This window comes from Rathayibacter sp. VKM Ac-2760 (assembly GCF_009834185.1).
In the GTDB taxonomy this organism is placed as follows: domain Bacteria; phylum Actinomycetota; class Actinomycetes; order Actinomycetales; family Microbacteriaceae; genus Rathayibacter.
In genome coordinates, this window is record NZ_CP047173.1 from 2365370 (window position 1) to 2386419 (window position 21050).

Sequence of the window (21050 nt, forward strand, 5' to 3'; positions counted from 1 at the left end):
CACTGGGTGTCGGAAGAGCGCTACGACCTGGTCGTGCTCGGAGGTGGCAGCGGCGGGTACGCGGCGGCCCTGCGCGCGACCCAGCTCGGGATGAGCGTGGCGATCGTGGAGCGCGACAAGCTCGGCGGCACCTGCCTGCACCGCGGCTGCGTCCCGACCAAAGCTCTCCTGCACGCCGCCGAGCTCGCCGACGGCGCCCGTGACGCCCAGAAGTACGGCGTGCTCGCCGGCTTCCAGGGCATCGACGTCCCCGGCGTCACGCGCTACCGCGAGGGCGTCGTCGCCGGCAAGTACAAGGGGCTGCAGAGCCTGGTCTCCGCGCGCGGAATCACCGTCGTCTCCGGCGAGGGCCGGTTGACCGGACCGAGGACCGTGACGGTCGGCGAGCACGTGCTGCACGGCGGCTCGATCGTCGTCGCGACCGGCTCCGCCTCGCGCACGCTGCCCGGCATCGAGATCGGCGGCCGCGTGATCACCAGCGACCAGGCGCTCGAGCTCGACCACGTGCCGGACCGGGTCGTGGTGCTCGGCGGCGGCGTCATCGGAGTCGAGTTCGCGAGCGTCTGGCGCTCCTTCGGTGCCGAGGTCACGATCGTCGAGGCCCTCCCCCACCTCGTGCCGAACGAGGACGAGAGCGTCAGCAAGCAGTTCGAGCGCGCCTTCCGCCGCCGCGGGATCTCGTTCACCGTCGGCACGCGGGTCACCGGCGTCGCGCAGAACGACGAGGGCGTGTCCGTCTCGCTCGAGAACGGGACGACCGTCGAGGGCGACCTCCTCCTCGTGGCGGTCGGCCGCGGACCCGTCACCGCCGGCCTCGGCCTGGAGGAGATCGGCGTGACGCTCGACCGCGGCTACGTGATCACCGACGAGCGCCTGCAGACCTCGGTGCCCGGCGTCTACGCCGTCGGCGACATCGTGCCCGGCCTCCAGCTCGCGCACCGCAGCTTCCAGCAGGGGATCTTCGTCGCCGAGGAGCTCGCCGGCCTCGCGCCGCAGACGGTCGGCGACCTCAACATCCCGAAGGTCACCTACAGCGACCCGGAGGTGGCGTCCGTCGGCCTGACCGAGGCGCGCGCGATCGCCGAGTACGGCGCCGAGCGGATCGCGAGCTACGACTACGGGCTGGGCGGCAACGCGAAGAGCACGATCATCGGCACCGCGGGCTCCGTCAAGGTCGTCCGCGTCGTCGACGGCCCGGTCGTCGGCGTCCACATGATCGGCGCCCGCGTCGGCGAGCTGATCGGCGAGGCCCAGCTCATCGTGAACTGGGAGGCGCACCCCGAGGACGTCGCCCCCTTCGTGCACGCGCACCCCACGCAGAACGAGGCGCTCGGCGAGGCGCACCTCGCTCTCGCGGGGAAGCCGCTGCACGCCCTCTAGAACCACTGCGGGGCGGCGTCCGGCCGCTCCCGCTTCACTAAACTGAACCAACGAACACAAGCGTCTTAAGGAGACAGGCTCATGAGCGAATCCGTCAGCCTCCCGGCACTCGGAGAGAGTGTCACGGAAGGAACGGTCACCCGCTGGCTGAAGAACGTCGGTGACCGCGTCGAGGTCGACGAGCCGCTGCTCGAGGTCTCGACCGACAAGGTGGACACCGAGATCCCGTCGCCCGTCGCCGGTGTCATCGAGGAGATCCTCGTCCAGGAGGACGAGACCGTCGAGGTCGGCGCCGAGCTGGTCCGCATCGGCGACGGCTCCGGAGCCGCGGCCGCGGCTGAGCCCGAGGCCCCCGCCGCCGAGGAGTCGCCCGAGGCCGAGGCCGCCGAGACCGAGCCGACCGACGAGGTCACCCCCTCCGTCGACGCGGAGACCGAGGAGGAGGCGCCCGCCCCCGCCGAGCCCGAGCCGGCGCCTGCCGCCGAGAAGCCCGCCGCGCCCGAGGTGTCCGCTCCGGCCCCCTCCGCCCCGGCCCCCGCCGCTCCTGCTCCCGCCGCTCCGGCGCCTGCCGCCGCAGCCGCTCCGGCGCCCGCCGCGACCCCCGAGGCGACCGACTCGAACCCCGGCTACGTCACGCCCCTCGTGCGCAAGCTCGCCGGCGAGAACGGCATCGACCTGTCGGCCCTCACCGGCACCGGTGTCGGCGGGCGCATCCGCAAGCAGGACGTGCTCGACGCCGTCGAGGCCGCCAAGTCGGCTCCCGCCCCGGTCCCGGCTCCCGCCGCGGCCGCCGCGAAGGCCGCGCGCACGCCGCTCGAGACCTCGCCGCTGCGCGGAACCACGCAGCCGATGACCCGCCTGCGCAAGGTGCTCGCGCAGCGCGCCGTCGAGTCGATGCAGTCGACCGCCCAGCTCACCTCGGTCGTCGAGGTCGACGTCACGGCTGTCGCCCGCTTCCGCGACTCGGTCAAGAAGACCTTCAACGAGAAGACCGGCGCCAAGCTGTCCTTCCTGCCGTTCTTCGCCCTCGCGGCCGCCGAGGCGCTCAAGGCCTACCCGGTGATCAACTCGACGCTCGACGGCGACTCGATCGTCTACCCGGACCACGAGAACATCAGCATCGCGGTCGACACCGAGCGCGGCCTGCTGACCCCGGTGCTGAAGAACGCGTCGGAGCTCACCCTCGCGCAGATCGCCACGACCATCGGCGACCTCGCGGAGCGCACCCGCAACAACAAGCTCAAGCCCGACGAGCTGGCCGGCGGCACCTTCACGCTGACGAACACCGGCTCGCGCGGCGCGCTGTTCGACACGCCCGTCGTGTTCCTGCCGCAGACCGCGATCCTCGGCACCGGCATCGTCACGAAGAAGCCGGCCGTGGTCCAGGTCGACGGCAGCGACGCGATCGCGATCCGCTCGACCGTGTTCCTCGCCCTCTCCTACGACCACCGCACGGTCGACGGCGCCGACGCGGCCCGCTTCCTGGTGGCCATCAAGGAGCGCCTCGAGGAGGGCTCGTTCGAGAACGACCTCGGCCTCTGACGACCCCTCGCTGACGCGCCGCACTAGCGGCCCCCGTCGGTGAAGACGTCCCGCAGAAGCCAGCCGGCCTCCGTCCTGATCATCAGGACGGAGGCCTTCGTCGTTCCCGGGTCCGCCCCGATCGCGACGATCGCCGAGGCGCCGTTCACGTCGGCGTGCACGGCAGCGACCGCGGGCGCGGCCGCGACGAGCGCTTCGACCGAGGCCGCGTCGGACCGGATCGGCGAGTCAGCCGTGGTGAGCCCGGCGATGCAGACCACCTCGGCCGAGCCGCAGTGGCGGACGGCACCGAGCAGAGCCGTCGCGGCCTCCTCGGCGCCGACGTCGGGACCCGGTGGACGGACGTCGGGAGTGGATGCCGGACTCGCGGAGGCGGTCGGGGTCGACGTCGGACTCGCGGACGTGGTCGGAGTCGACGTCGGACTCGCGGACGTGGTCGGAGTCGACGTCGGACTCGCGGACGCGGTCGGCGTGGCCGTCGGACTCGGCGTCACGGTCGGCGTCGTTCGCGAGCGTTCCGGCACCGGCTGCGCGTCGCTCGGCCGCATCTCCGTCCGCTCGGAGGCGGGGGTCCCCGCCTCCGCACCCCGTTGCGGGCCCACTCCGCTCGCCAGCAGGGCACCGAGCAGGATGACGGCTCCCGCGATCAGGGGACCGCGCCGTCGGCGGACGACGCCCCGCAGCCGAGCCTGCCAGCCGTCGAAGGGATGCGATCGCCGATGCCGGGCCGGAACCTCGGCGCTCCGCCCGGCCGGGCCTCCCGGGTCGGCACTCCGCCGGTCCGGAGGGCCCTCCATTCGGAGCAGGGCACCGAGCGGTCGCGGCGCGGCCGACCGGTAGAGCAGTGCCTCCAGCTCCTCCAGGTCGTCCTGCGCATCCGGGCTCCCCCGCCACTCCGGGCAGCGGTCTCGGCAGCGGCCCAGGAGGTCGCGGACGGCGGCGCCGACCTCCTCGACGGACCTCGCGGCCGCGGACCCGCTCAGCAGCAGGACCGGCCGCCCCTCCTCGGTCAGCCCGACGGCGTCAGCGCCCGGAGCGAGCAGCACCCCGTCGACGGCCGCCTCGCGGAGTGCTGCGATCACCGGCGCGAGGACGGTGACCACGGCGCCGGGCGGCAGCCGCGCACCCGAGTCGAGCACCTGCTCCAGCGTGCGGACGATCGGCGGCTCCGTCAGCAGCACGAGGCCCGCGCGGACGATCCCGACGTCGACCAGATGCTCCCGGTGCTCGTGCCGCCCGAGCCGGTCGAGCCCCAGCCGCAGCACCCGCTCCGCCCGCTCCCGGGAGAGCACCAGGGCGTTCAGCACCCCGCCGTCGTCCCCTCGCACGAGCGGACCGAGCGCCCCGGCTCCGACCACGGCGGCGGCGGCGATCCGCTCGCCCGGCCCGACGGCGCTCGGCCCCGGCCCTCTCGCCGCCGCTCCCCTCGCCGACGTCCCTCGCTCCGCCGTCCCTCGCCCCACCGTCCCTCGCCCCACCGTCCCTCGCCCCACCGTCCCTCGCCCCACCGTGCCGCTCGCTGCCATGAGCCGAGGATGGCCGCCGCCTCCGCTCGGCAGGCGCGACGCCGCCCGATCGGTGGAGGGGGGCGCGCCGACGCGCCCTGGGGAGGAGCCCGAGCGGCCCTCCCCGCGCGGATCCACCCGGATCGGTCTCCCCCGCCGGGTCGGCTCGGTATCCTGGGGGAATGGCACGCAGCACGGAACCGTCGACGAAGGCGGTCAAGGAACCCGGACGTCTCAAGCAGATGTGGCAGGTGTTCCAGATGACCCGCCGCTACGACAGCAGCGCGGTCTGGATCATCCTCCTCGCCCTCGCCGTCCCCATCCTGATCGGCGTGCTCCTCGGAGTCCTGCTCGGCGACGGCAACGGCTTCGTCATCGCCCTCTGGATCGTCGTCGGCGTGATGGCCGGTCTCGTCGCCGGCCTCGCCGTGCTGTCCCGTCGTGCGGAGCGCGCCGCCTACGGGCAGATCGCCGGTCAGCCCGGCGCCGTCGGAGCGGTCCTGCGCAGCGGTCTCCGCGGCACCTGGACCGGCGGCGAGATGCCGGTCGCCGTCAACGGCAAGACCCAGGACGCGGTCTACCGCGCCGTCGGCCGCGGCGGTGTCGTGCTGATCGCCGAGGGCCCCGCCGGCCGCACCAAGCGCATGCTCGAGGACGAGCGCCGCAAGGTGACCCGCATCCTCCCCAACGTCCCCGTCACATTCGTCAACGTCGGCCCCGACGCGGAGGCCGTGCCGCTGCACAAGGTGCCGCGCACGCTTGCCAAGACCAAGAAGGTGCTGACCAAGGCCGAGGTGCTCGCGGTCAAGAACCGGCTCGCCTCGCTGAACACGTCGCTGCCCATCCCCAAGGGCGTCGACCCGTTCAAGGTGCGGCCGCAGCGCTCGCGCTGACGTGCACGGCGGAACGGGCCGGTCGGGATCGCTCCCGCCGGCCCGTTCGTCGTCTCCGGCGAGGCGCTGCCCCGAAAGAGTCCGCCGCGTCAGTACCGGACGAGCACCGTGCCCGCGACCTTGTCGTGGAAGCCGCGCTGGTCCGAGTCCCAGACCAGGGCCGGCACCAGGACGGCCAGCAGGACGGACCGCACCAGCGGGCGCCAGACGCCCACCCAGCCGCCACCGAGGCGCACGACGCGCAGCCCGAGCAGACGGTGACCGATGCTCCCGCCGATCGTCGGGATGAAAACGGCCTGCAGCACCACGAACAGGACGATGCTCGCCCAGCGGTCGTAGTCGAAGAAGACGAACGACAGCAGCGCGACGATCGCGAAGTCGACGGCGAGGGCGGCGAATCGGCGCCCGACCCGGGCGACCGACATCCGGCCGTGCTCGGGGAGGCCGAGGCGCTCCCCCGGCCGCGCGCTCGGGGCGACTTCCGCGAAGGTCCTGCGTTCGGGTGCTGGCATCCTCCGATGCTACCCGCGGCGCCCGTCCGCGAGCCGTGACCCGGCATCGGGGTCGAGTCCGGTCGTCACCGCCCCGTAACATGGTCGAAACAATCGGGACACGGCGGGGAAACTCCCCGTCACTACCCTGGAACGGCTGCGCTCTGCAGCAACCCGTTACGCCATTGGAGACCTTTGCATGTTTAAAGATTCTTCCGAGGTGCTCAAGTTCATCAAGGACACGGACGTCAAGTTCCTCGACATCCGGTTCACCGATCTCCCCGGTGTCCAGCAGCACTTCAACATCCCCGCCTCGACGGTCGACGAGGAGTTCTTCTCCGTCGGCCAGCTCTTCGACGGGTCCTCGATCCGCGGATTCGCGAACATCCACGAATCGGACATGCAGCTGATCCCTGACGTGACCACCGCCTACGTGGACCCCTTCCGCGTCGAGCGCACCCTGATCCTCGTCTTCGACATCTACAACCCGCGCAACGGGGAGATCTACTCGAAGGACCCGCGCCAGGTCGCCAAGAAGGCCGAGAAGTACCTCGCGTCGACCGGCATCGCCGACACCGCGTTCTTCGCCCCCGAGGCCGAGTTCTACATCTTCGACGACGTGCGCTACGAGGTCACCCAGAACTCCGCGTTCCACTCCGTCGACTCCGTCGAGGGCGCCTGGAACTCGGGCCGCGTCGAAGAGGGCGGCAACCTCGGCAACAAGACCCCCTACAAGGGCGGCTACTTCCCCGTCAGCCCGGTCGACAAGCAGGCCGACCTGCGCGACGACATCTGCCTCAAGCTGATCGACGCCGGCCTCATCCTCGAGCGCTCGCACCACGAGGTGGGCACCGGCGGCCAGGCGGAGATCAACTACCGCTTCGACACGATGGTCCACTCCGCGGACGACATCCTGAAGTTCAAGTACATCGTCAAGAACACGGCCGAGCAGTGGGGCAAGACCGCCACGTTCATGCCGAAGCCGCTCTTCGGCGACAACGGCTCGGGCATGCACACCCACCAGTCGCTGTGGAACGACGGCAAGCCCCTGTTCTACGACGAGAACGGCTACGGCGGCCTGTCGGACATCGCCCGCTGGTACATCGGCGGCCTGCTCAAGCACGCCCCCGCGGTCCTCGCGTTCACGAACCCGACGGTCAACTCGTACCACCGCCTGATCCCGGGCTTCGAGGCGCCGGTCAACCTGGTCTACTCGGCCGGCAACCGCTCCGCGTCGATCCGCATCCCGATCACGGGCACCAACCCGAAGGCCAAGCGCATCGAGTTCCGTGCGCCCGACGCCTCGGGCAACCCGTACCTCGCGTTCGCCGCACAGCTGATGGCGGGCCTCGACGGCATCAAGAACCGCATCGAGCCGCACGAGCCGGTCGACAAGGACCTCTACGAGCTGCCCCCCGAGGAGGCCAAGCTCATCCCGCAGGTCCCCGCCTCGCTCGAGGAGGCCCTGGCCGCCCTCGAGGCCGACCACGAGTTCCTCCTGCAGGGCGGCGTGTTCACCCAGGAGCTCATCGACACCTGGATCGACTACAAGCGCGAGAAGGAGATCAAGCCCCTCGCGCAGCGCCCGCACCCCTTCGAGTTCGAGCTGTACTACGGCGTCTGATCCTGCCGGAACGCACGAAGGGCCGTCCCTCCTCGGAGGGGCGGCCCTTCCGCGTTCCCCGCGCCGCTCCCTCTGATGCGCCCGCAGCGCGACGGACTACTCGTACAGGTAGAAGGTCCGCGCGCACGCCTCGGAGCAGAACGGGTCCCGTGGGCGGGCCGGTCGGAGCCCGCAGGCCTCGCAGAGCCGCGCACCTCGACGGCGCGAGCGGCGGAGCATTGCGAGGAGTCGAGCGAGCAAGCGTCCCACCTTCGGGTTACAGTGCACAGCGGAGTCTTCGAAACCTATCAAGGTTCCAGGGTGGTGCCCATCCGTCGGACGGTCTTCCGCCCAGTTCGGGTGCCAGCACCCGCGGCGAGTGACGGGCCGGAGGACCTCAGCGGTAGCTCGGGGCGTCGGTCTCCGCCGGGCCGTAGAAACGGCGCTCGAACACGGCGCGGGCGCGGCGCGTGACACCGAGGTAGTCGTCCTCGAGCCGCGTCGCGGAGTCGGCCGGGTACTCCAGCAGGCGCGCCACGCCCTCCAGCTGCCGGCGATCGCTCGGCAGCACGTCGCCGGTGCGGTTCGTCCACAGCGTCATCGCCGAGCGCACCCGTGAGGCGAAGATCCAGGCCGCGCGCAGCCGCTCCGCGTCGGGGCCGGACACCAGCTCGGCCTCCTCGGCGACCGCGAGCGCCGTCAGGGTCGACGTGGTCCGCAGAGCAGGGATCGACCGCGCGTGCTGGAGCTGCAGCAGCTGCACCAGCCATTCCACGTCGCTGAGCGAGCCGCGGCCGAGCTTGAGGTGGCGCTTCGGGTCGGCGCCCTGCGGCAGCCGCTCGCTCTCGACGCGGGCCTTGATCCGCTTCACCTCGCGGGTGTCGCGGTCCGAGATCGCCGCCGGGTAGCGGACGCCGTCGGCCAGCTCCTCGAAGTCGGCGATCAGCGCCGCGTCGCCGGCCACCCCGCGGGCGCGGAGGAGCGCCTGCGCCTCCCAGGTGAGCGACCAGCGGGCGTAGTAGGCGCGGTAGGAGTCGAGCGAGCGGACCAGCGGACCGTTCTTCCCCTCGGGCCGCAGATCGGCGTCGAGGTCGAGCGGGAGGCGCGAGTCCTCGGTGAGCCGGGTCAGCTCCGCGACCAGGAACTGGGCGTAGAGCTGCGCCTCGTGCGGATCCGCCTGGCCGGGGCGCTGCACGAACATGACATCGGCGTCGGACCCGAAGCCGAGCTCCGCTCCCCCGTAGCGCCCCATGCCGATCACGGCGAACTCCGCCGCCGAGCCGCGACGATCGGTGCTCGAGCGCCGCACCGCCACGAGGACTCCGCCGAGCAGCGCCGTGATGATGTCGGAGAGGCTGGTCGCGATCTCCTCGATGGAGATCAGCCCCAGCACGCCGCCCATCGCGGTGCGCAGCACCTCGCGGCGGCGCATGCCTCGCAGCGCCGTGGCGACCGCCTCCGGGGTGTCGTGGCGGACGAGCACCGCCCGCACCTCCTCCGCCAGCCGATCGGCGCTGCGCGGCCGCAGTGCCTCGTCGTCCTCGAGCCAGGCCGCCGACTCCGGGATGCGGTCGAGCAGCTCGCCGACGAAGCGCGAGCCGGAGAGCACCGTGGTGAGGCGCTTCGCGGCGCCGGAGGAGTCGCGCAGCATCCGGAGGAACCAGGGTGTGCCGCCCAGGGTGTCGCTGAGCCGGCGGAACGCGAGGAGTCCGTAGTCCGGGTCCGCACCGTCGGCGAACCACTGCAGCATGACCGGGACGAGGTGGCGCTGGATGCTCGCGCGGCGCGAGACCCCGGAGGTCATCGCCGCGATGTGGCCGAGGGCGCCTCGGGCGTCCGCGAAGCCGATCGCGGCGAGCCGCGCCTCCGCCTGCCGGGTCGACAGCTCGATGCCACCGTCCGGCAGCGCCGCGACCGCGGAGAGCAGCGGGCGGTAGAAGAGCCGCTCGTGCAGACCGCGCACCCGGTGCTTGATCGCGTTCCAGACGACGAGCAGCTCCTCGGCGCTGCGCGCCAGCCCGCTCCCCCGGGCCAGGGCCCGCAGTTCGTGCTCGTCCCGGGGCATCAGGTGGGTGCGCCGCAGGTGCCGCAGCTGGAGCCGGTGCTCGAGGAGTCGCAGCGCGCGGTAGTCCTGCGCGAACTCCTCCGCCGCCGAGCGGCCGATGTAGCCGCGATCCGCGAGTGCGCCCAGTGCCAGCAGGGTGCCCGGCATGTGGATCTCGTCATCGGTCTGGCCGTGCACGAGCTGGAGCAGCTGGACGGTGAACTCGATGTCGCGCAGCCCGCCCGGGCCGAGCTTGATCTGGTAGTGCACGTCGTTCTGAGGAATGTTCTCGGTGACGCGCTCGCGCATCCGCTGCACCGACTCGACGAAGTTCTCCCGCGAGGCGCTCGACCAGACCTTCGGCGCGACCGCGTCGACGTACGCGCGACCGAGCTCCAGGTCGCCCGCGAGCGGTCGGGCCTTCAGCAGCGCCTGGAACTCCCAGCTCTTCGCCCACCGGTCGTAGTAGGTGATGTGCGACTCCAGGGTCCGCACGAGGGCGCCCTGCTTGCCCTCCGGCCGAAGGTTCGGATCGACCTCCCACAGCTCCGGCTCGAGCGCGAGCGCGGACGTGCCGCGCATCAGCAGCACGGCGAGCCGGGTCGCGATGTCGATGGCCCGGGCGTTCGAGAGCCCGCGCTCGGGATCGCCCTCGGCGACGAAGATCACGTCGACGTCGCTCACGTAGTTGAGCTCGGAGGCGCCGGCCTTGCCCATCCCGATCACCGCGAAGCGCGTCGCCTCGACCTCCTCGCGCGAGAACCGGCCGGGACCGACCCCGGCCACGAGATCGGCGCGCGCGACGGCGAGGGACGCCTCCAGCGCCGCGCCGGCCAGATCGGCCAGGGTGCGGGCGACGCGATCCACGGCCGCGACCGGGTCCGCCTGACCGAGGTCGTGCACGACGACCTGCGTGAGCAGCCGGCGGTAGCGGACCCGCAGCGCCGCCCAGCCCTCCTCCTCGCGCAGCGCGGCGAAGCCGTCGACCGCGCCGACCGAGTCGAGGAGCTCCTGCTTCAGCTCCGCCCGTCCGGGGAGGACGTGCGCGGGCTGGAGGAACCCCGCGAGCTCGTCCGGTCGGCGCTGCAGGAAGTCCGCGAGGCCCGAAGAGGCGCCGACCACCTGGAGCAGCCGCGTGAGCGCGCCGTCGTCGGCGAGGACCGCGTCCATCCGATCACGGCGACGGCGCAGGAGATCGATCAGCGCGCCGAGCGCCGCGTCCGGGTCGGCCACCGAGGCGAATGCCGGCAGCACCGACTCCAGTGAGCGGCCCGCGAGGGCCTCCGCCTCCTCGAGCCGCGCCCCGGTCTCGCCGAGAGCGGCGAAACCGAGGCGGGCGACCTCGCTGAGGGTGCGTTCGCGGGGCATGGGTGGAGCGGTCAGAGCATCTCGAGATTGCTGCGCAGCTCGTACGGGGTGACCTGGGCGCGGTACTCGGCCCAGTCCTTCCGCTTGTTGAGCAGCACGAAGTTGAACACCTGCTCGCCGAGGGTCTCGGCGACGAGCTCCGACTCCTCCATCAGCGAGATCGCCCGGTCGAGGCTCGCCGGCAACGGGCTGTAGCCCAGTGCGCGGCGCTCCGCGTCGGACAGCGTCCAGACGTTGTCCTCGGCCTCGGCGGGGAGCTCGTAGCCCTCCTCGATGCCCTTGAGCCCCGCGGCCAGCAGCAGCGAGTAGGCGAGGTAGGGGTTGGCCGCGGAGTCGAGCGCGCGGTACTCGATGCGCGAGGACTGGCCCTTGTTGGGCTTGTACAGCGGCACGCGCACCAGCGCGGAGCGGTTGTTGTGGCCCCACGAGACGTAGCTCGGGGCCTCGTCGCCGCCCCAGAGGCGCTTGTAGGAGTTGACGAACTGGTTCGTCACGGCGGTGATCTCGGGCGCGTGCTTGAGCAGACCCGCGATGAACTGCCGGCCGAGCTTCGACAGCTGGTACTGCGCGCCCTGCTCGTAGAACACGTTCATGTCCCCCTCGAAGAGCGAGAGGTGGGTGTGCATGCCCGAGCCGGGGTGGCCGGAGAGCGGCTTGGGCATGAAGGTCGCGTAGACGCCCTGCTCGATCGCCACCTCCTTGATGACCGTGCGGAACGTCATGATGTTGTCGGCCGTGGTGAGCGCGTCCGCGTAGCGGAGGTCGATCTCGTTCTGGCCGGGGCCGGCCTCGTGGTGGCTGAACTCGACCGAGATTCCGAGGTCCTCGAGCATGCGGACCGAGCGGCGGCGGAAGTCGTGCGCCGTGCCGCCGGGCACGTTGTCGAAGTAGCCGGCCGAGTCGACGGGCTCGGGGCCCTCGGCGCCGAAGGTCGACGACTTCAGCAGGTAGAACTCGATCTCGGGGTGCGTGTAGAACGTGAAGCCGCGCTCGGCCGCCTTCGCGAGCGTGCGCTTGAGCACGTTCCGCGGGTCGGCGACGGCGGGCTGGCCGTCGGGCGTGGTGATGTCGCAGAACATCCGGGCCGTCGGGTCGATCTCGCCGCGCCAGGGCAGGATCTGGAAGGTCGACGGGTCCGGGTGCGCCAGGACGTCAGCCTCGAACGAGCGGGTGAGTCCCTCGATGGCCGAGCCGTCGAAGCCCAGACCCTCGGCGAACGCTCCCTCGACCTCGGCCGGCGCGATCGCGACCGACTTCAGAGTGCCGACGACGTCCGTGAACCAGAGGCGAACGAATTTGATCCCTCGCTCTTCAATGGTGCGAAGAACGAAGTCCCGTTGCTTGTCCATCAAGGCCCTTCCTGTTTCGCTCCCAGGCTAGTGGCTCCGCCCCTCCCTCGCTGGGCGCCCGGCCGTTCCCCGCGGAGCCGCGACAGGGCGCGGATAGACTCGACCGCATGTCAGCGCAGCCCGTGAAACGCGTGAGAACCCGCCACTTCCAGACCGCGAAGGACTCGGGGGTGCGGATCACCGGACTCACCAGCTACGACGTGCTCACGGCGCGCATCTTCGACCAGGCGGGCATCGACTTCCTGCTCGTGGGCGATTCGGCCGGCAACACCGTGCTCGGCTACGACACGACGCTCCCGGTCACCGTGGACGAGCTCATCCCGCTCGCGCGGGCCGTCGCCGGCGCCGTCGAGCGCGCCTTCGTCGTCGCCGACCTGCCCTTCGGCTCCTACGAGACGGGGGCGGACGACGCCCTGCACACCGCGTTCCGGTTCATGAAGGAGACGCACGCGCACGCCGTGAAGCTCGAGGGCGGGGTCCGCTCCGCGGAGCAGATCCGGCGGATCGTCGAGGCCGGCATCCCGGTGATGGCGCACATCGGCTTCACTCCGCAGAGCGAGCACGGTCTCGGCGGGCACATGATCCAGGGCCGCGGCGAGGGGCTCGAGCAGCTGCTCGCCGACGCCCGCGCCGTGCAGGAGGCGGGTGCGTTCGCCGTCGTCCTCGAGATGGTGCCGAGCGACGCCGCCCGGCAGGTCACGGAGGAGCTCCGCATCCCGACGATCGGCGTCGGCGCCGGGCCGCACGTGGACGGTCAGCTGCTCGTCTGGACCGACTTCGCCGGGCTGACCACCGGACGCGTTCCGCGCTTCGTCAAGCAGTACGCCGATCTGCGCGGTGTCCTCACCGGAGCGGTCACCGCCTTCCGCGAGGACGTCGAGGCCGGCGCGTACCCCGGGGCCGAGCACAGCTACGAGTAGCGGGGTGCGGAGCCTGGGTCAGCGCGGACTCAGCGATCCTCCGCGTCCTCCTCGTCCCAGCGGCGGGTGTTCTCCCGCATCTTCTCGAGCGCGTGGGACGCCTCCTCGCTGGACGAGTAGGGACCCGCGCGATCGACGGACGGGGACTGGAAGCCCTGCTCCACCGCACCGGACTTGAGGTTGTACCACCAGGAGTTCGCATCACCGTCAGACATGCGGCGATCCTACGCCGGGGCTTCCCGCCGGTTCCTCCCCTCGCGCCTCGCTAGCATGGCCGGTATGACTGCTGCTGCAACCGCGATCGGTATCGACATCGGAGGGACCGGCATCAAGGGGGCGTACGTCGACCTCGGCGAGGGCGCCCTCCTCAGCGACCGGATGAAGGTCGCCACTCCGGAGGGCGGACGCCCCAAGGACATCGTGGCCACGGTGCAGCAGATCCTGGGCATGCTCCCGGACGCACCGGCCGACACTCCCGTCGGGATCTGCTTCCCCGCCGCCGTGGTGCACGGGCGCACGATGTCCGCCGCGAACGTCTCGGACGAGTGGATCGGCCTCGAGGCCGAGAAGCTGTTCGAGGACGCCATCGGCCGCGACATCTTCTTCGTGAACGACGCCGACGCCGCCGGCTACGCCGAGTCGCGCTTCGGCGCCGCGAGGGCCAAGAAGGGCCTGGTCCTGATGACCACCCTCGGCACCGGCATCGGCACCGCGCAGATCTACGACGGCGTGCTCATCCCCAACGCCGAGCTCGGCCACCTCGAGATCCACGGCGGCGACTACGAGAAGAAGGCCTCGTTCGCCGCCAAGGAGCGCGACGACCTCGACTACAAGCACTGGGCCAAGCGCCTGCAGCGCTACTACTCCCACCTCGAGGCGCTCCTCTGGCCCGACCTGTTCATCGTGGGCGGCGGCATCTCGAAGCACCACGAGGAGTTCCTGCCGCTGCTCGACCTGCGCACGCCCATCGTCCCGGCGGCACTGCGCAACAACGCGGGCATCCTGGGCGCGGCGGCCCTCGCGGGCGGCGGCGTGCGCCGCTGAGCCCATCCCGCGGCGGTCCCCGCCCGCCGCGGCGCCGTCGCCTTCGACAGGTGGCCGCGTTCCGCAGAGCGTCTCGCCTTCGGCTACGACGAAGCGCTGGCACACGTTTCGTCGGTTCGCCTCGCTCCGCGAGAGCGGCCTGCAGGGCCCGCGTCCCTGACACCACCCCCACTCGCGGTCGAGCGGCTCCCCTCCTTTGCTGGTCGAGTAGCCGCGGAGCGGCGAGTCGACACCCACGTCACCGAACGGCGGCCCCGAGCCCTCGTCCCGCAGGGATGGATCTCGATACGCCCTCTGCGAGGGCTACTCGATCAGCATGCATGCGAGGACGGCGCTCTTCAGGAGCATGCGGCAGCAGGGCCGAGGCGAGCCGGAGAAAAGCGTGCCAGCGTTTCTCCGCAGCCGGACGCGAGACGCGCTGCGGAACGCTACCCTCCGCTCGAGCCGACTGCGGCGCGGCGGGCGGGGACCGCCGCGCAAGACGGGCACCGACGAAAAAGGCCCCGCAGAGCGGGGCCTTTTTAGGCGAAGGGGTCGGCTAGTACGCCGGGTTCTGTTCACGCCGCGCCTCTCGGCGGGCGCTGGACGGCCATCTCTCTCGGGGGCACGTCGCCGTGACCCTCCAGCGGTCTACCCGAGGACCCGACGAGCAGCCGCATCGTCCTCTGTCTGACCTTGCTCCGGGCGAGGTTTACCGAGCGGACCGGATCACTCCGGCCCCTGGTGGTCTCTTACACCACCGTTTCACCCTTACCGCGGGCCGAGGCCCGTGGCGGTCTGTTCTCTGTGGCACTGTCTCGCGGGTCGCCCCGGGTGGGTGTTACCCACCGCCCTGCTCTGCGGAGCCCGGACGTTCCTCGGCGCCGGAGCTCTCACTCCGGCGACGCGACCGTCTTGCCGGCCCGTTCGCGGGTCCAGTGTACGGGCCGGTCAGGCGAGCGTCGACTCGTCGCCGCGGACGAGGATGCAGCCGCTGTCGGGGCACAGGACGACCTGGTCGGGTGCCGTGGTGCGGATCCAGGCGAGGTCGGATTCGGTGAGGGCGACGCCGCTGCCCTCCGAGACCTTGCCGCGCAGGAGGGCCGCGCCGACGCCGTAGCGGGCGCGCTGCTTCTCGTAGAGCTCGACGAGATCCTCCGGGATCGTCTCGACCAGGGAGGCGCGGTCGCGGGCGAGCGCCTCCTGCTTGCCGGCGAGCTTCTCGGCCTGGGCGTCGCGCTCCTCGGCGAGGCTCGTCAGGGCGGCGAGGACCTGGTCCCGCTCGGCCTGCGCAGCGGCGACCTCGGCCTCGATGCCCTCGATCCGCTCCATCAGCGTCAGCTCGATGTCCTCGAGGTCACCGCGGCGCTTGACGAGCGAGGTGATCTCGCTCTCGAGCGCGGCGATGTCCTTGGCGGAGGAGGCGGTCTGCAGCCGGTCCCGGTCGCGGGCGAGCCGCTTGTCGACCACCTCGACATCGGACTCGATGCGGCCGAGCTCGGTGCGGGCGTCCTCGAGGCGGCCGGTGCGCTCGGCGAGGGTGCGGCGGGTCTGCGCGTCCTGGCTCTGCATCGCCTTCATCGCGGCGATCTGCGGCAGGGTCGCGACGGCGTGACGGAGCTGGTTGCCCCTGGTGTCGAGACTCTGCAGAGTCAGGAGCTCTCGCTGGTCGGCGGGGCTGGCAATCACGTCGCGGTCCTCGTTCCCGGCACGGAGGGTGGGCGTGCCGGCTCCATTCTCGCGCGCTCCCGGAGGGTCAGTGGACGATCGCGAAATCCCAGGGGTCGGTGCGGGTCTCGCTGACATCGACGACGATCGTCGGCAGCGCGGTGCGGAGGGCTGCGGCGGCGACGTCGAGCCAGAGCCACTCGCTCGCCCAGTGCGAGACGTCGATCAGCGCGGGCCCGGTGCCGTGGCGGGCCTTCTCGCGCGCCTCCGAGGCCGGGTGGTGCCGGAGGTCGGCGGTGATGTACACGTCGCTCGTGCGGACGGCCGGCGCGTCCAGGAGGGAGTCGCCGGCGCCGCCGCAGAGCGACACCCGGCGCACGGGCGCCTCGTAGTCTCCTGCCGCGCGCACTCCCCCGGCGGTGGCGGGCAGCAGGTCGGCGACGGCACGGGCCAGGCGGCCCAGCGTGACCTCCTCGGCGAGGTCGCCGACGCGGCCGAGGCCGACCGACGGGTCCTCCCCCGGGACGAGCGGAGTCGTTCCGGTGAGGCCGAGTCTCGTCGCGATCACGTCCGAGACGCCGTCCGCGACGATGTCCGCGTTGGTGTGCGCGGAGACGAGGGCGCAGCCGTGCCGGATCAGCTCGGCGAGCAGGCGCCCCTTGTAGCCGTCCTCCGCGATCGAGGTGACCCCGCGGAGCAGCAGCGGGTGGTGGGCCAGGAGGAGCTGGTAGCCGCCACCGACGGCCTCGGAGACGGTGTCGGCGACGACGTCGACCGTGAGGAGGATCCGCTCGACCTGCGCGCCCGGGTCACCGGTGACGAGTCCGGGAGCATCCCAGTCCTCCGCGGTCCCCTCGGGCCAGAGTCGGTCGATGACGGCGTGGACGTCGCGCAGCGTGGGCATGGCTCCAGGGTAGGGCCGGCGGTCGCCCGTCGACCTGCTCCTCAGTCCGCGTGGTCGGTCTCGACCGCGCGGATGACGGCGTCGGAGGTGCCGACCTCGTCGTCGAGGTCCGCGGCCAGGAAGTCCTCCGACTCCGGGAGGCGCACGGTGAGCCCGGCGTACTGCTCGACGGCCAGCTCGCCGCTCAGACCGGAGGCCGCGAGGACGTGGCCGCCGACGGTGCCGCTCCTGTCGACGAAGTGGGTGTGCAGTCCGGCGACGCTGATCCCCTGGAACGGCTTCGGGCCGTAGAAGCCGACGATCGTGCCCTCGACGTCGTCCAGGTGCATCTCACGCTGGTCGCGCATCGCGTCGGCGAGACGCAGGTACGGCTTCACCTGGGCGATCGGCTGCCGCAGCGTCAGGTGCTGGATGCGGCCGCGGAGGCGCACACCGACGAAGACGTTCGGGCTCGGCACCGTTCGGCGCACGGCCGTCAGCAGGGCGTCGAGCGACGGAACGGCCTCGACCGTCTCCATGCTGTCCGGCGTGAAGGCGGCGAGCTCAGCGAACGCGATCGTGTCCTCCGGCTCGAGGACGACGACCGAGCCGTCGCCGCGGAAGAGCCGGTGGACGCCGTCGAGCACGACGAGCTCGCCCTCGATGCGGTCGCCGCAGCCCAGACCGAAGTCGCCGACCTCGTCGGCCTCGGCGCGGGTCACGACGCCGTCGTACAGACCCGCCAGCAGGGCGTCGACGATCGAGAACTGGGTGATGAGGCCGCGCGGCGCGGTCGGAGTCGGCATTCGGCCATTCTGGCGGAGCGCTCAGCTCTCCAGCGCCAGTCGGTACCGCTCTCGCGCCAGGCGGTCCGCCGTCTCCGCCGCGCTCCCGAGGTGCGCCTGCCGGTCCGGATCGAGAGCGAGGATGTGGAAGGCCGCGGGCACCGGGGTCAGCCCCCGGAGCCGCTTGAAGCGGTGCGCACTCTTGCCGAGCCACACCCGCTGCACTCCCGCCGCGATCGCGAACTCGGCGGGATCGAGGTACCCGAGCGTCGGGTAGAGGCGGTCCGGCACGCCCTGGGACGGACGCGCCCAGCGCAGGACGTGCATCGTCGTGTCGTCGTGGATCGCCATCGCGAAACCGACCGGCCGCTCGTCGACATCGACCGCGACCCGCATCCGCGCACCCGGGAGCGCCGAGAAGGAGCCGAACGCGGCTTCGGTGAACTCGGCCCCGCGGTGCCCGTGGTCGCTCATGAACTCGCGGTGCAGGCGCGGCGCGAACGCCTCGTCGCCCGGCTGCCAGTCCCGGATCGTGCAGTGCGTCCTGGCGAAGTGGTTCCGGTCGCTCGCGAACTGCTTCCTCGCGGAGCGGGGCAGAGCGGCGAGGAGTCCGTCGAGGTCGGCGTACCCGCCGGTGTCCAGGCGCCAGTCGGCGTCGGAGAACACCTCGTGGCAGCCGAGCCCGGCGAGCAGGGCGACCGTGTCCTGGTCGTCCAGGTCGACCCACGGCACGACGACGCCGTCGATGCCGATCGCTCGACAGTCGCGCACGACGCGCTCCAGGAGCGGACCGAGTGCCGCCGGCGCGCCGTAGAGGGTGTGCCGGAAGCGGACCGGCGTACCGAGGACCAGCCAGCGCTCGCCGAGCGCCGCGGGCGAGCGTGCGAGGAGGCGCGACAGGTCGAACGTCAGCGGCGCGCGCTCTCCGGTGCACTCGAATCCGACGACGGCGCCGCTGCCGTCGTCGGCCGACCACGCTCGGAGAACGACGTCGCCCGAGCCGGAGTCGCGGAAGAAGGCGAGCGTCGCGGAGCGGCGCAGCGGGTCGCCGGCGAGAGCGTCGAGCAGATCCGCGGTGAGCAGGACGGGCGGCAGCGGAGCCGCGCTCGCAGCTCGGTGGGACCTCGCGTGGGTAGTGTGCATCCCGCGGAGGGTACGGAGGCGCCGGGAGGTCGTGGGCAGTGGCGCCGAACCTCCGGTCGCCCCGTGCGGCGCACCCAGGAACGAGAGAAGCCCCGTACTTCCGGAGAAATGCGGGGCTCTCGATTCTTGCTTGCGTGGATCCGAGGGGATTCGAACCCCTGACCCCCTGCATGCCATGCAGGTGCGCTACCAGCTGCGCCACGGACCCTTGGTGCGCTTCTCGGACTCAAGACGCCGGCCTCGCGGCCCGCTCCTCCGCCCGGCGGAAGCAACTCGAATAAACTACAACACGAACGACGTGGAGCGAAATCGAGCGGAGCCGCCGGGCGTGTTCCTCAGTTCGAGGAGGCCGCGGAGTCGGCGGGGACGGCATTCGCCAGGGTGATCGGGACGACCGGGCAGTCCTTCCAGAGGCGCTCCAGGGAGTAGTACATCCGGTCCTCCTCGTGGAAGACGTGGACGACCAGGTCGCCGAAGTCGAGCAGGATCCAGCGGCCCTCGGCGCGGCCCTCGCGGCGCAGCAGCTTGGCGCCGGACTCGTTCAGGCGGTCCTCCACCTCGTTCGCGATCGCGACGACGTTGCGCTCGGAACGCCCCGTCACCAGGAAGAAGATGTCGACGAGGGGCAGCGGGCCCGAGACGTCGAGAGCGACGAGGTCCTCGCCGCCCTTGGAGTCGGCGGCGGTGGCCGCGAGGTCGAGCAGGGCGCGGGCGGAATCGGTCGCAGTCATGAAGCCTTCAGTGTCGGTGGTGGGTCAGAAGATGTTGAGGACGAAGCCGCCGATGAAGAGCGCGATCGAGGCGACCAGCAGCACGGCGGCGGTGATGGCCAGCACGACCGGCACGCTGACGGCGCGACGCTTCTGCGGGGCGATCATCGCGGTGCCGGCGGCGTGCGTCGAGACGGCGCTCGACGCCCGGACGGGCTCCGAGTCGGAGGCGGGCTGCTCGCGATCGATGCGGTCGACGTAGCGGTCGACATCGGGCGAGTCGTAGAGGTTGGGGTGCTGGCCGGTGGAGCCGAGGCTCCGCGGCAGATCGAAGGACCCGGTGACGAGCACCTCGCCCGTGTCGGTGAGGGCGGGCGACGCGTCGCCCGCGGTCGGGAGGATGAGCGCGTTCGTCGTGGTGACGGCGCCCGTCGCGGCGACTCCGCTCGCGATGAGGGAGTCGAAGGAGGCGTCGACCTCCTCCTTGGACTTGCTGTCGAGCTCGTCGGTGATGGCGAGGTGCTCGATCGGCGGGTGGAAGCTGCCGGTGATCTCGGTCGCCTTCTCGTCAGCGATGTCGAGCGAGCCGACCGTGGCGAACAGGGCGGTGTTGAGCTTGGGCTGCTCGGCCTCCTCGGCGACGACGTCGGTCGAGCCGGTCGCGGGCAGCGACGAGGCCCGGCCGAGGGCCTGCTCGACCTCGCTCGGCGGCGAGGTCTCCCCCGCGGCGTCGCCGGCCTCGGCGGGAGCGGGCCGGGCGGGCGCGGCAGCAGCGGAGTCGTCGACGGGGGCGACCTCGGGAGACGCGGCGAGCTGCTCCGCCTGCTGCTGCGCGAGGAGCGCGCGCAGCTCACGCCGGGTGAGCGAGCTGCGGTCGACGCCCTCGGGCAGGATCACGTCGATCTGGGAGGTGCGCAGCTCGGGCTCGGCGGCCGGAGTCGGCTCGACGACGGGGACCCGGATCGGCTGGACCGCGGTGAGGACGGGCATCTCGCCGGCGGCGGTGACGGAGGAGGTCGCGGCGCGGCGGGAGGTGGTGGGTGCGGCGGCGGGCGCGGCGCCGGACTCGCGTCGCTCGCGCTCGCGGATCTCGCGCCGGGTGAGCGGCGTGTCCTCGTGCTGAACTGTCATGGCGTGCTCCGATACAGGTGGTGCTTCGAGATGTACTGGACGACACCGTCGGGAACCAGATACCAGACCGGATCACCCCGGTTCACGCGGCTCCGACAGTCCGTCGAGGAAATCGCTAGCGCCGGAATTTCCAACAAGGATACGTCCTGGGCCGGCAATCCCGAAACGGAGAGCGCGTGACCCGGGCGGCTGACGGCGACGAAGTGCGCCAGCTCCCAGAGCTCGTCGTAGTCCTTCCAGCTCAGGATCTGCTCCACGGCGTCGGCCCCCGTGATGAAGAACAGCTCGGCGTCGGGGTGTGCGAGATGGATGTCGCGGAGGGTGTCGATCGTGTACGTCGTGCCGACGCGGTCGATGTCGACGCGGCTCACGGTGAAGCGCGGGTTCGAGGCGGTCGCGATCACCGTCATCAGATAGCGGTGCTCGGACGGGGTCACCGTCTTCTTGTGCCAGGGTCGCCCGGTGGGCACGAACACGACCTCGTCGAGGTCGAACGACTGGGCCACCTCGGAGGCGGCGACGAGGTGCCCGTGGTGGATCGGGTCGAAGGTGCCGCCCATCACGCCGATGCGCGGGCGCCGCGGGTCCCCGCTCGCGGCGGAGGTCACGATC

Annotated in this window: 18 protein-coding genes, 1 tRNA gene and 1 other RNA gene; 6 read left to right on the top strand and 14 right to left on the bottom strand. The window is 71.8% G+C overall.

Translation table 11 applies throughout. The features are described from left to right. Window positions 1-6 precede the first annotated feature (6 nt). Window positions 7-1380: a dihydrolipoyl dehydrogenase gene (gene lpdA / locus GSU72_RS10720; protein WP_159985004.1), complete on the top strand. Its 1374-nt coding sequence runs from the start codon at window positions 7-9 to the stop codon at window positions 1378-1380. 81 nt (window positions 1381-1461) lie between these two features. Continuing rightward, a complete protein-coding gene (sucB, locus tag GSU72_RS10725; protein ID WP_159985005.1) occupies window positions 1462-2922 on the top strand; it encodes a 2-oxoglutarate dehydrogenase, E2 component, dihydrolipoamide succinyltransferase in 1461 nt (486 codons plus the stop codon). Between the two features lie 23 nt (window positions 2923-2945). Here the strand turns inward: sucB and GSU72_RS10730 are convergent, their stop codons facing one another. Next, the gene (locus GSU72_RS10730) at window positions 2946-4250 is read right to left on the bottom strand and encodes a hypothetical protein (protein WP_159985006.1); all 1305 of its coding nucleotides are present in this window, start codon (window positions 4248-4250) and stop codon (window positions 2946-2948) included. A 359-nt stretch (window positions 4251-4609) separates the two neighbouring features. On the opposite strand from GSU72_RS10730, the gene GSU72_RS10735 reads away from it, so the two are divergent. Continuing rightward, window positions 4610-5320 (top strand): DUF4191 domain-containing protein, encoded by a 711-nt coding sequence (locus GSU72_RS10735; RefSeq protein ID WP_159985007.1) that lies wholly within the window; start codon window positions 4610-4612, stop codon window positions 5318-5320. An 89-nt stretch (window positions 5321-5409) separates the two neighbouring features. Here the strand turns inward: GSU72_RS10735 and GSU72_RS10740 are convergent, their stop codons facing one another. Next, complete coding sequence (locus GSU72_RS10740; protein ID WP_159985008.1) at window positions 5410-5832, bottom strand: RDD family protein; 423 nt, start codon at window positions 5830-5832, stop codon at window positions 5410-5412. A 178-nt stretch (window positions 5833-6010) separates the two neighbouring features. Here GSU72_RS10740 and glnA point away from each other — a divergent pair, with 178 nt between their 5' ends. Beyond that, window positions 6011-7435, top strand: coding sequence for a type I glutamate--ammonia ligase (gene glnA / locus GSU72_RS10745; RefSeq protein ID WP_159985009.1), 1425 nt, complete (start codon window positions 6011-6013; stop codon window positions 7433-7435). A 376-nt stretch (window positions 7436-7811) separates the two neighbouring features. Here the strand turns inward: glnA and GSU72_RS10750 are convergent, their stop codons facing one another. Together GSU72_RS10750 and GSU72_RS10755 are read right to left on the bottom strand one after the other, a co-directional pair. Beyond that, the gene (locus GSU72_RS10750) at window positions 7812-10826 is read right to left on the bottom strand and encodes a bifunctional [glutamine synthetase] adenylyltransferase/[glutamine synthetase]-adenylyl-L-tyrosine phosphorylase (protein ID WP_159985010.1); all 3015 of its coding nucleotides are present in this window, start codon (window positions 10824-10826) and stop codon (window positions 7812-7814) included. 11 nt (window positions 10827-10837) lie between these two features. Beyond that, window positions 10838-12175, bottom strand: coding sequence for a glutamine synthetase family protein (locus GSU72_RS10755; RefSeq protein WP_123445837.1), 1338 nt, complete (start codon window positions 12173-12175; stop codon window positions 10838-10840). A 107-nt stretch (window positions 12176-12282) separates the two neighbouring features. Here GSU72_RS10755 and panB point away from each other — a divergent pair, with 107 nt between their 5' ends. After that, entirely contained in the window at window positions 12283-13095 is an 813-nt protein-coding gene (gene panB, locus GSU72_RS10760; protein WP_159985011.1) for a 3-methyl-2-oxobutanoate hydroxymethyltransferase, read from the top strand. A gap of 29 nt (window positions 13096-13124) precedes the next feature. Here panB and GSU72_RS10765 read toward each other — a convergent pair whose 3' ends face one another. After that, window positions 13125-13310: an SPOR domain-containing protein gene (locus GSU72_RS10765; protein ID WP_159985012.1), complete on the bottom strand. Its 186-nt coding sequence runs from the start codon at window positions 13308-13310 to the stop codon at window positions 13125-13127. 64 nt (window positions 13311-13374) lie between these two features. On the opposite strand from GSU72_RS10765, the gene ppgK reads away from it, so the two are divergent. Further along, window positions 13375-14139: a polyphosphate--glucose phosphotransferase gene (gene ppgK, locus GSU72_RS10770; RefSeq protein WP_159985013.1), complete on the top strand. Its 765-nt coding sequence runs from the start codon at window positions 13375-13377 to the stop codon at window positions 14137-14139. 526 nt (window positions 14140-14665) lie between these two features. On the opposite strand, the gene rnpB is transcribed toward ppgK, so the two are convergent. The 9 genes from rnpB to nadD form a co-directional block, all read right to left on the bottom strand. After that, window positions 14666-15044, bottom strand: an RNA gene (gene rnpB, locus GSU72_RS10775) — RNase P RNA component class A. Between the two features lie 25 nt (window positions 15045-15069). Next, on the bottom strand, window positions 15070-15807 hold the full coding sequence (locus GSU72_RS10780) for a hypothetical protein (RefSeq protein WP_159985014.1): 738 nt from the start codon (window positions 15805-15807) through the stop codon (window positions 15070-15072). Between the two features lie 67 nt (window positions 15808-15874). Continuing rightward, entirely contained in the window at window positions 15875-16690 is an 816-nt protein-coding gene (locus GSU72_RS10785; protein WP_159985015.1) for a Nif3-like dinuclear metal center hexameric protein, read from the bottom strand. Between the two features lie 41 nt (window positions 16691-16731). Continuing rightward, window positions 16732-17475 (bottom strand): acetolactate decarboxylase, encoded by a 744-nt coding sequence (locus GSU72_RS10790; protein ID WP_159985016.1) that lies wholly within the window; start codon window positions 17473-17475, stop codon window positions 16732-16734. Between the two features lie 21 nt (window positions 17476-17496). Beyond that, window positions 17497-18597 (bottom strand): peptidogalycan biosysnthesis protein, encoded by a 1101-nt coding sequence (locus GSU72_RS10795; protein ID WP_159985017.1) that lies wholly within the window; start codon window positions 18595-18597, stop codon window positions 17497-17499. Window positions 18598-18732: 135 nt separating this feature from the next. Next, a tRNA-Ala gene (locus GSU72_RS10800) sits at window positions 18733-18805 on the bottom strand. Window positions 18806-18932: 127 nt separating this feature from the next. Then, on the bottom strand, window positions 18933-19328 hold the full coding sequence (gene rsfS / locus GSU72_RS10805; RefSeq protein ID WP_159985018.1) for a ribosome silencing factor: 396 nt from the start codon (window positions 19326-19328) through the stop codon (window positions 18933-18935). A 24-nt stretch (window positions 19329-19352) separates the two neighbouring features. Further along, complete coding sequence (locus tag GSU72_RS10810; RefSeq protein WP_159985019.1) at window positions 19353-20438, bottom strand: hypothetical protein; 1086 nt, start codon at window positions 20436-20438, stop codon at window positions 19353-19355. Then, complete coding sequence (gene nadD, locus GSU72_RS10815; RefSeq protein ID WP_159985020.1) at window positions 20435-21046, bottom strand: nicotinate-nucleotide adenylyltransferase; 612 nt, start codon at window positions 21044-21046, stop codon at window positions 20435-20437. The genes GSU72_RS10810 and nadD overlap by 4 nt, the downstream gene beginning before the upstream one ends. Window positions 21047-21050: the final 4 nt, after the last annotated feature.

What these genes read in the sequence shown, in the direction of transcription:
- sucB (WP_159985005.1), top strand. Translation starts at nt 1,462, where the DNA reads ATGAGCGAATCCGTCAGCCTCCCGGCACTCGGAGAGAGTGTCACGGAA.
- GSU72_RS10735 (WP_159985007.1), top strand. Translation starts at nt 4,610, where the DNA reads ATGGCACGCAGCACGGAACCGTCGACGAAGGCGGTCAAGGAACCCGGA.
- GSU72_RS10740 (WP_159985008.1), bottom strand. Translation starts at nt 5,832, where the DNA reads ATGCCAGCACCCGAACGCAGGACCTTCGCGGAAGTCGCCCCGAGCGCG.
- glnA (WP_159985009.1), top strand. Translation starts at nt 6,011, where the DNA reads ATGTTTAAAGATTCTTCCGAGGTGCTCAAGTTCATCAAGGACACGGAC.
- GSU72_RS10750 (WP_159985010.1), bottom strand. Translation starts at nt 10,826, where the DNA reads ATGCCCCGCGAACGCACCCTCAGCGAGGTCGCCCGCCTCGGTTTCGCC.
- GSU72_RS10755 (WP_123445837.1), bottom strand. Translation starts at nt 12,175, where the DNA reads ATGGACAAGCAACGGGACTTCGTTCTTCGCACCATTGAAGAGCGAGGG.
- panB (WP_159985011.1), top strand. Translation starts at nt 12,283, where the DNA reads ATGTCAGCGCAGCCCGTGAAACGCGTGAGAACCCGCCACTTCCAGACC.
- GSU72_RS10765 (WP_159985012.1), bottom strand. Translation starts at nt 13,310, where the DNA reads ATGTCTGACGGTGATGCGAACTCCTGGTGGTACAACCTCAAGTCCGGT.
- ppgK (WP_159985013.1), top strand. Translation starts at nt 13,375, where the DNA reads ATGACTGCTGCTGCAACCGCGATCGGTATCGACATCGGAGGGACCGGC.
- GSU72_RS10785 (WP_159985015.1), bottom strand. Translation starts at nt 16,690, where the DNA reads ATGCCCACGCTGCGCGACGTCCACGCCGTCATCGACCGACTCTGGCCC.
- GSU72_RS10790 (WP_159985016.1), bottom strand. Translation starts at nt 17,475, where the DNA reads ATGCCGACTCCGACCGCGCCGCGCGGCCTCATCACCCAGTTCTCGATC.
- GSU72_RS10795 (WP_159985017.1), bottom strand. Translation starts at nt 18,597, where the DNA reads ATGCACACTACCCACGCGAGGTCCCACCGAGCTGCGAGCGCGGCTCCG.
- rsfS (WP_159985018.1), bottom strand. Translation starts at nt 19,328, where the DNA reads ATGACTGCGACCGATTCCGCCCGCGCCCTGCTCGACCTCGCGGCCACC.
- GSU72_RS10810 (WP_159985019.1), bottom strand. Translation starts at nt 20,438, where the DNA reads ATGACAGTTCAGCACGAGGACACGCCGCTCACCCGGCGCGAGATCCGC.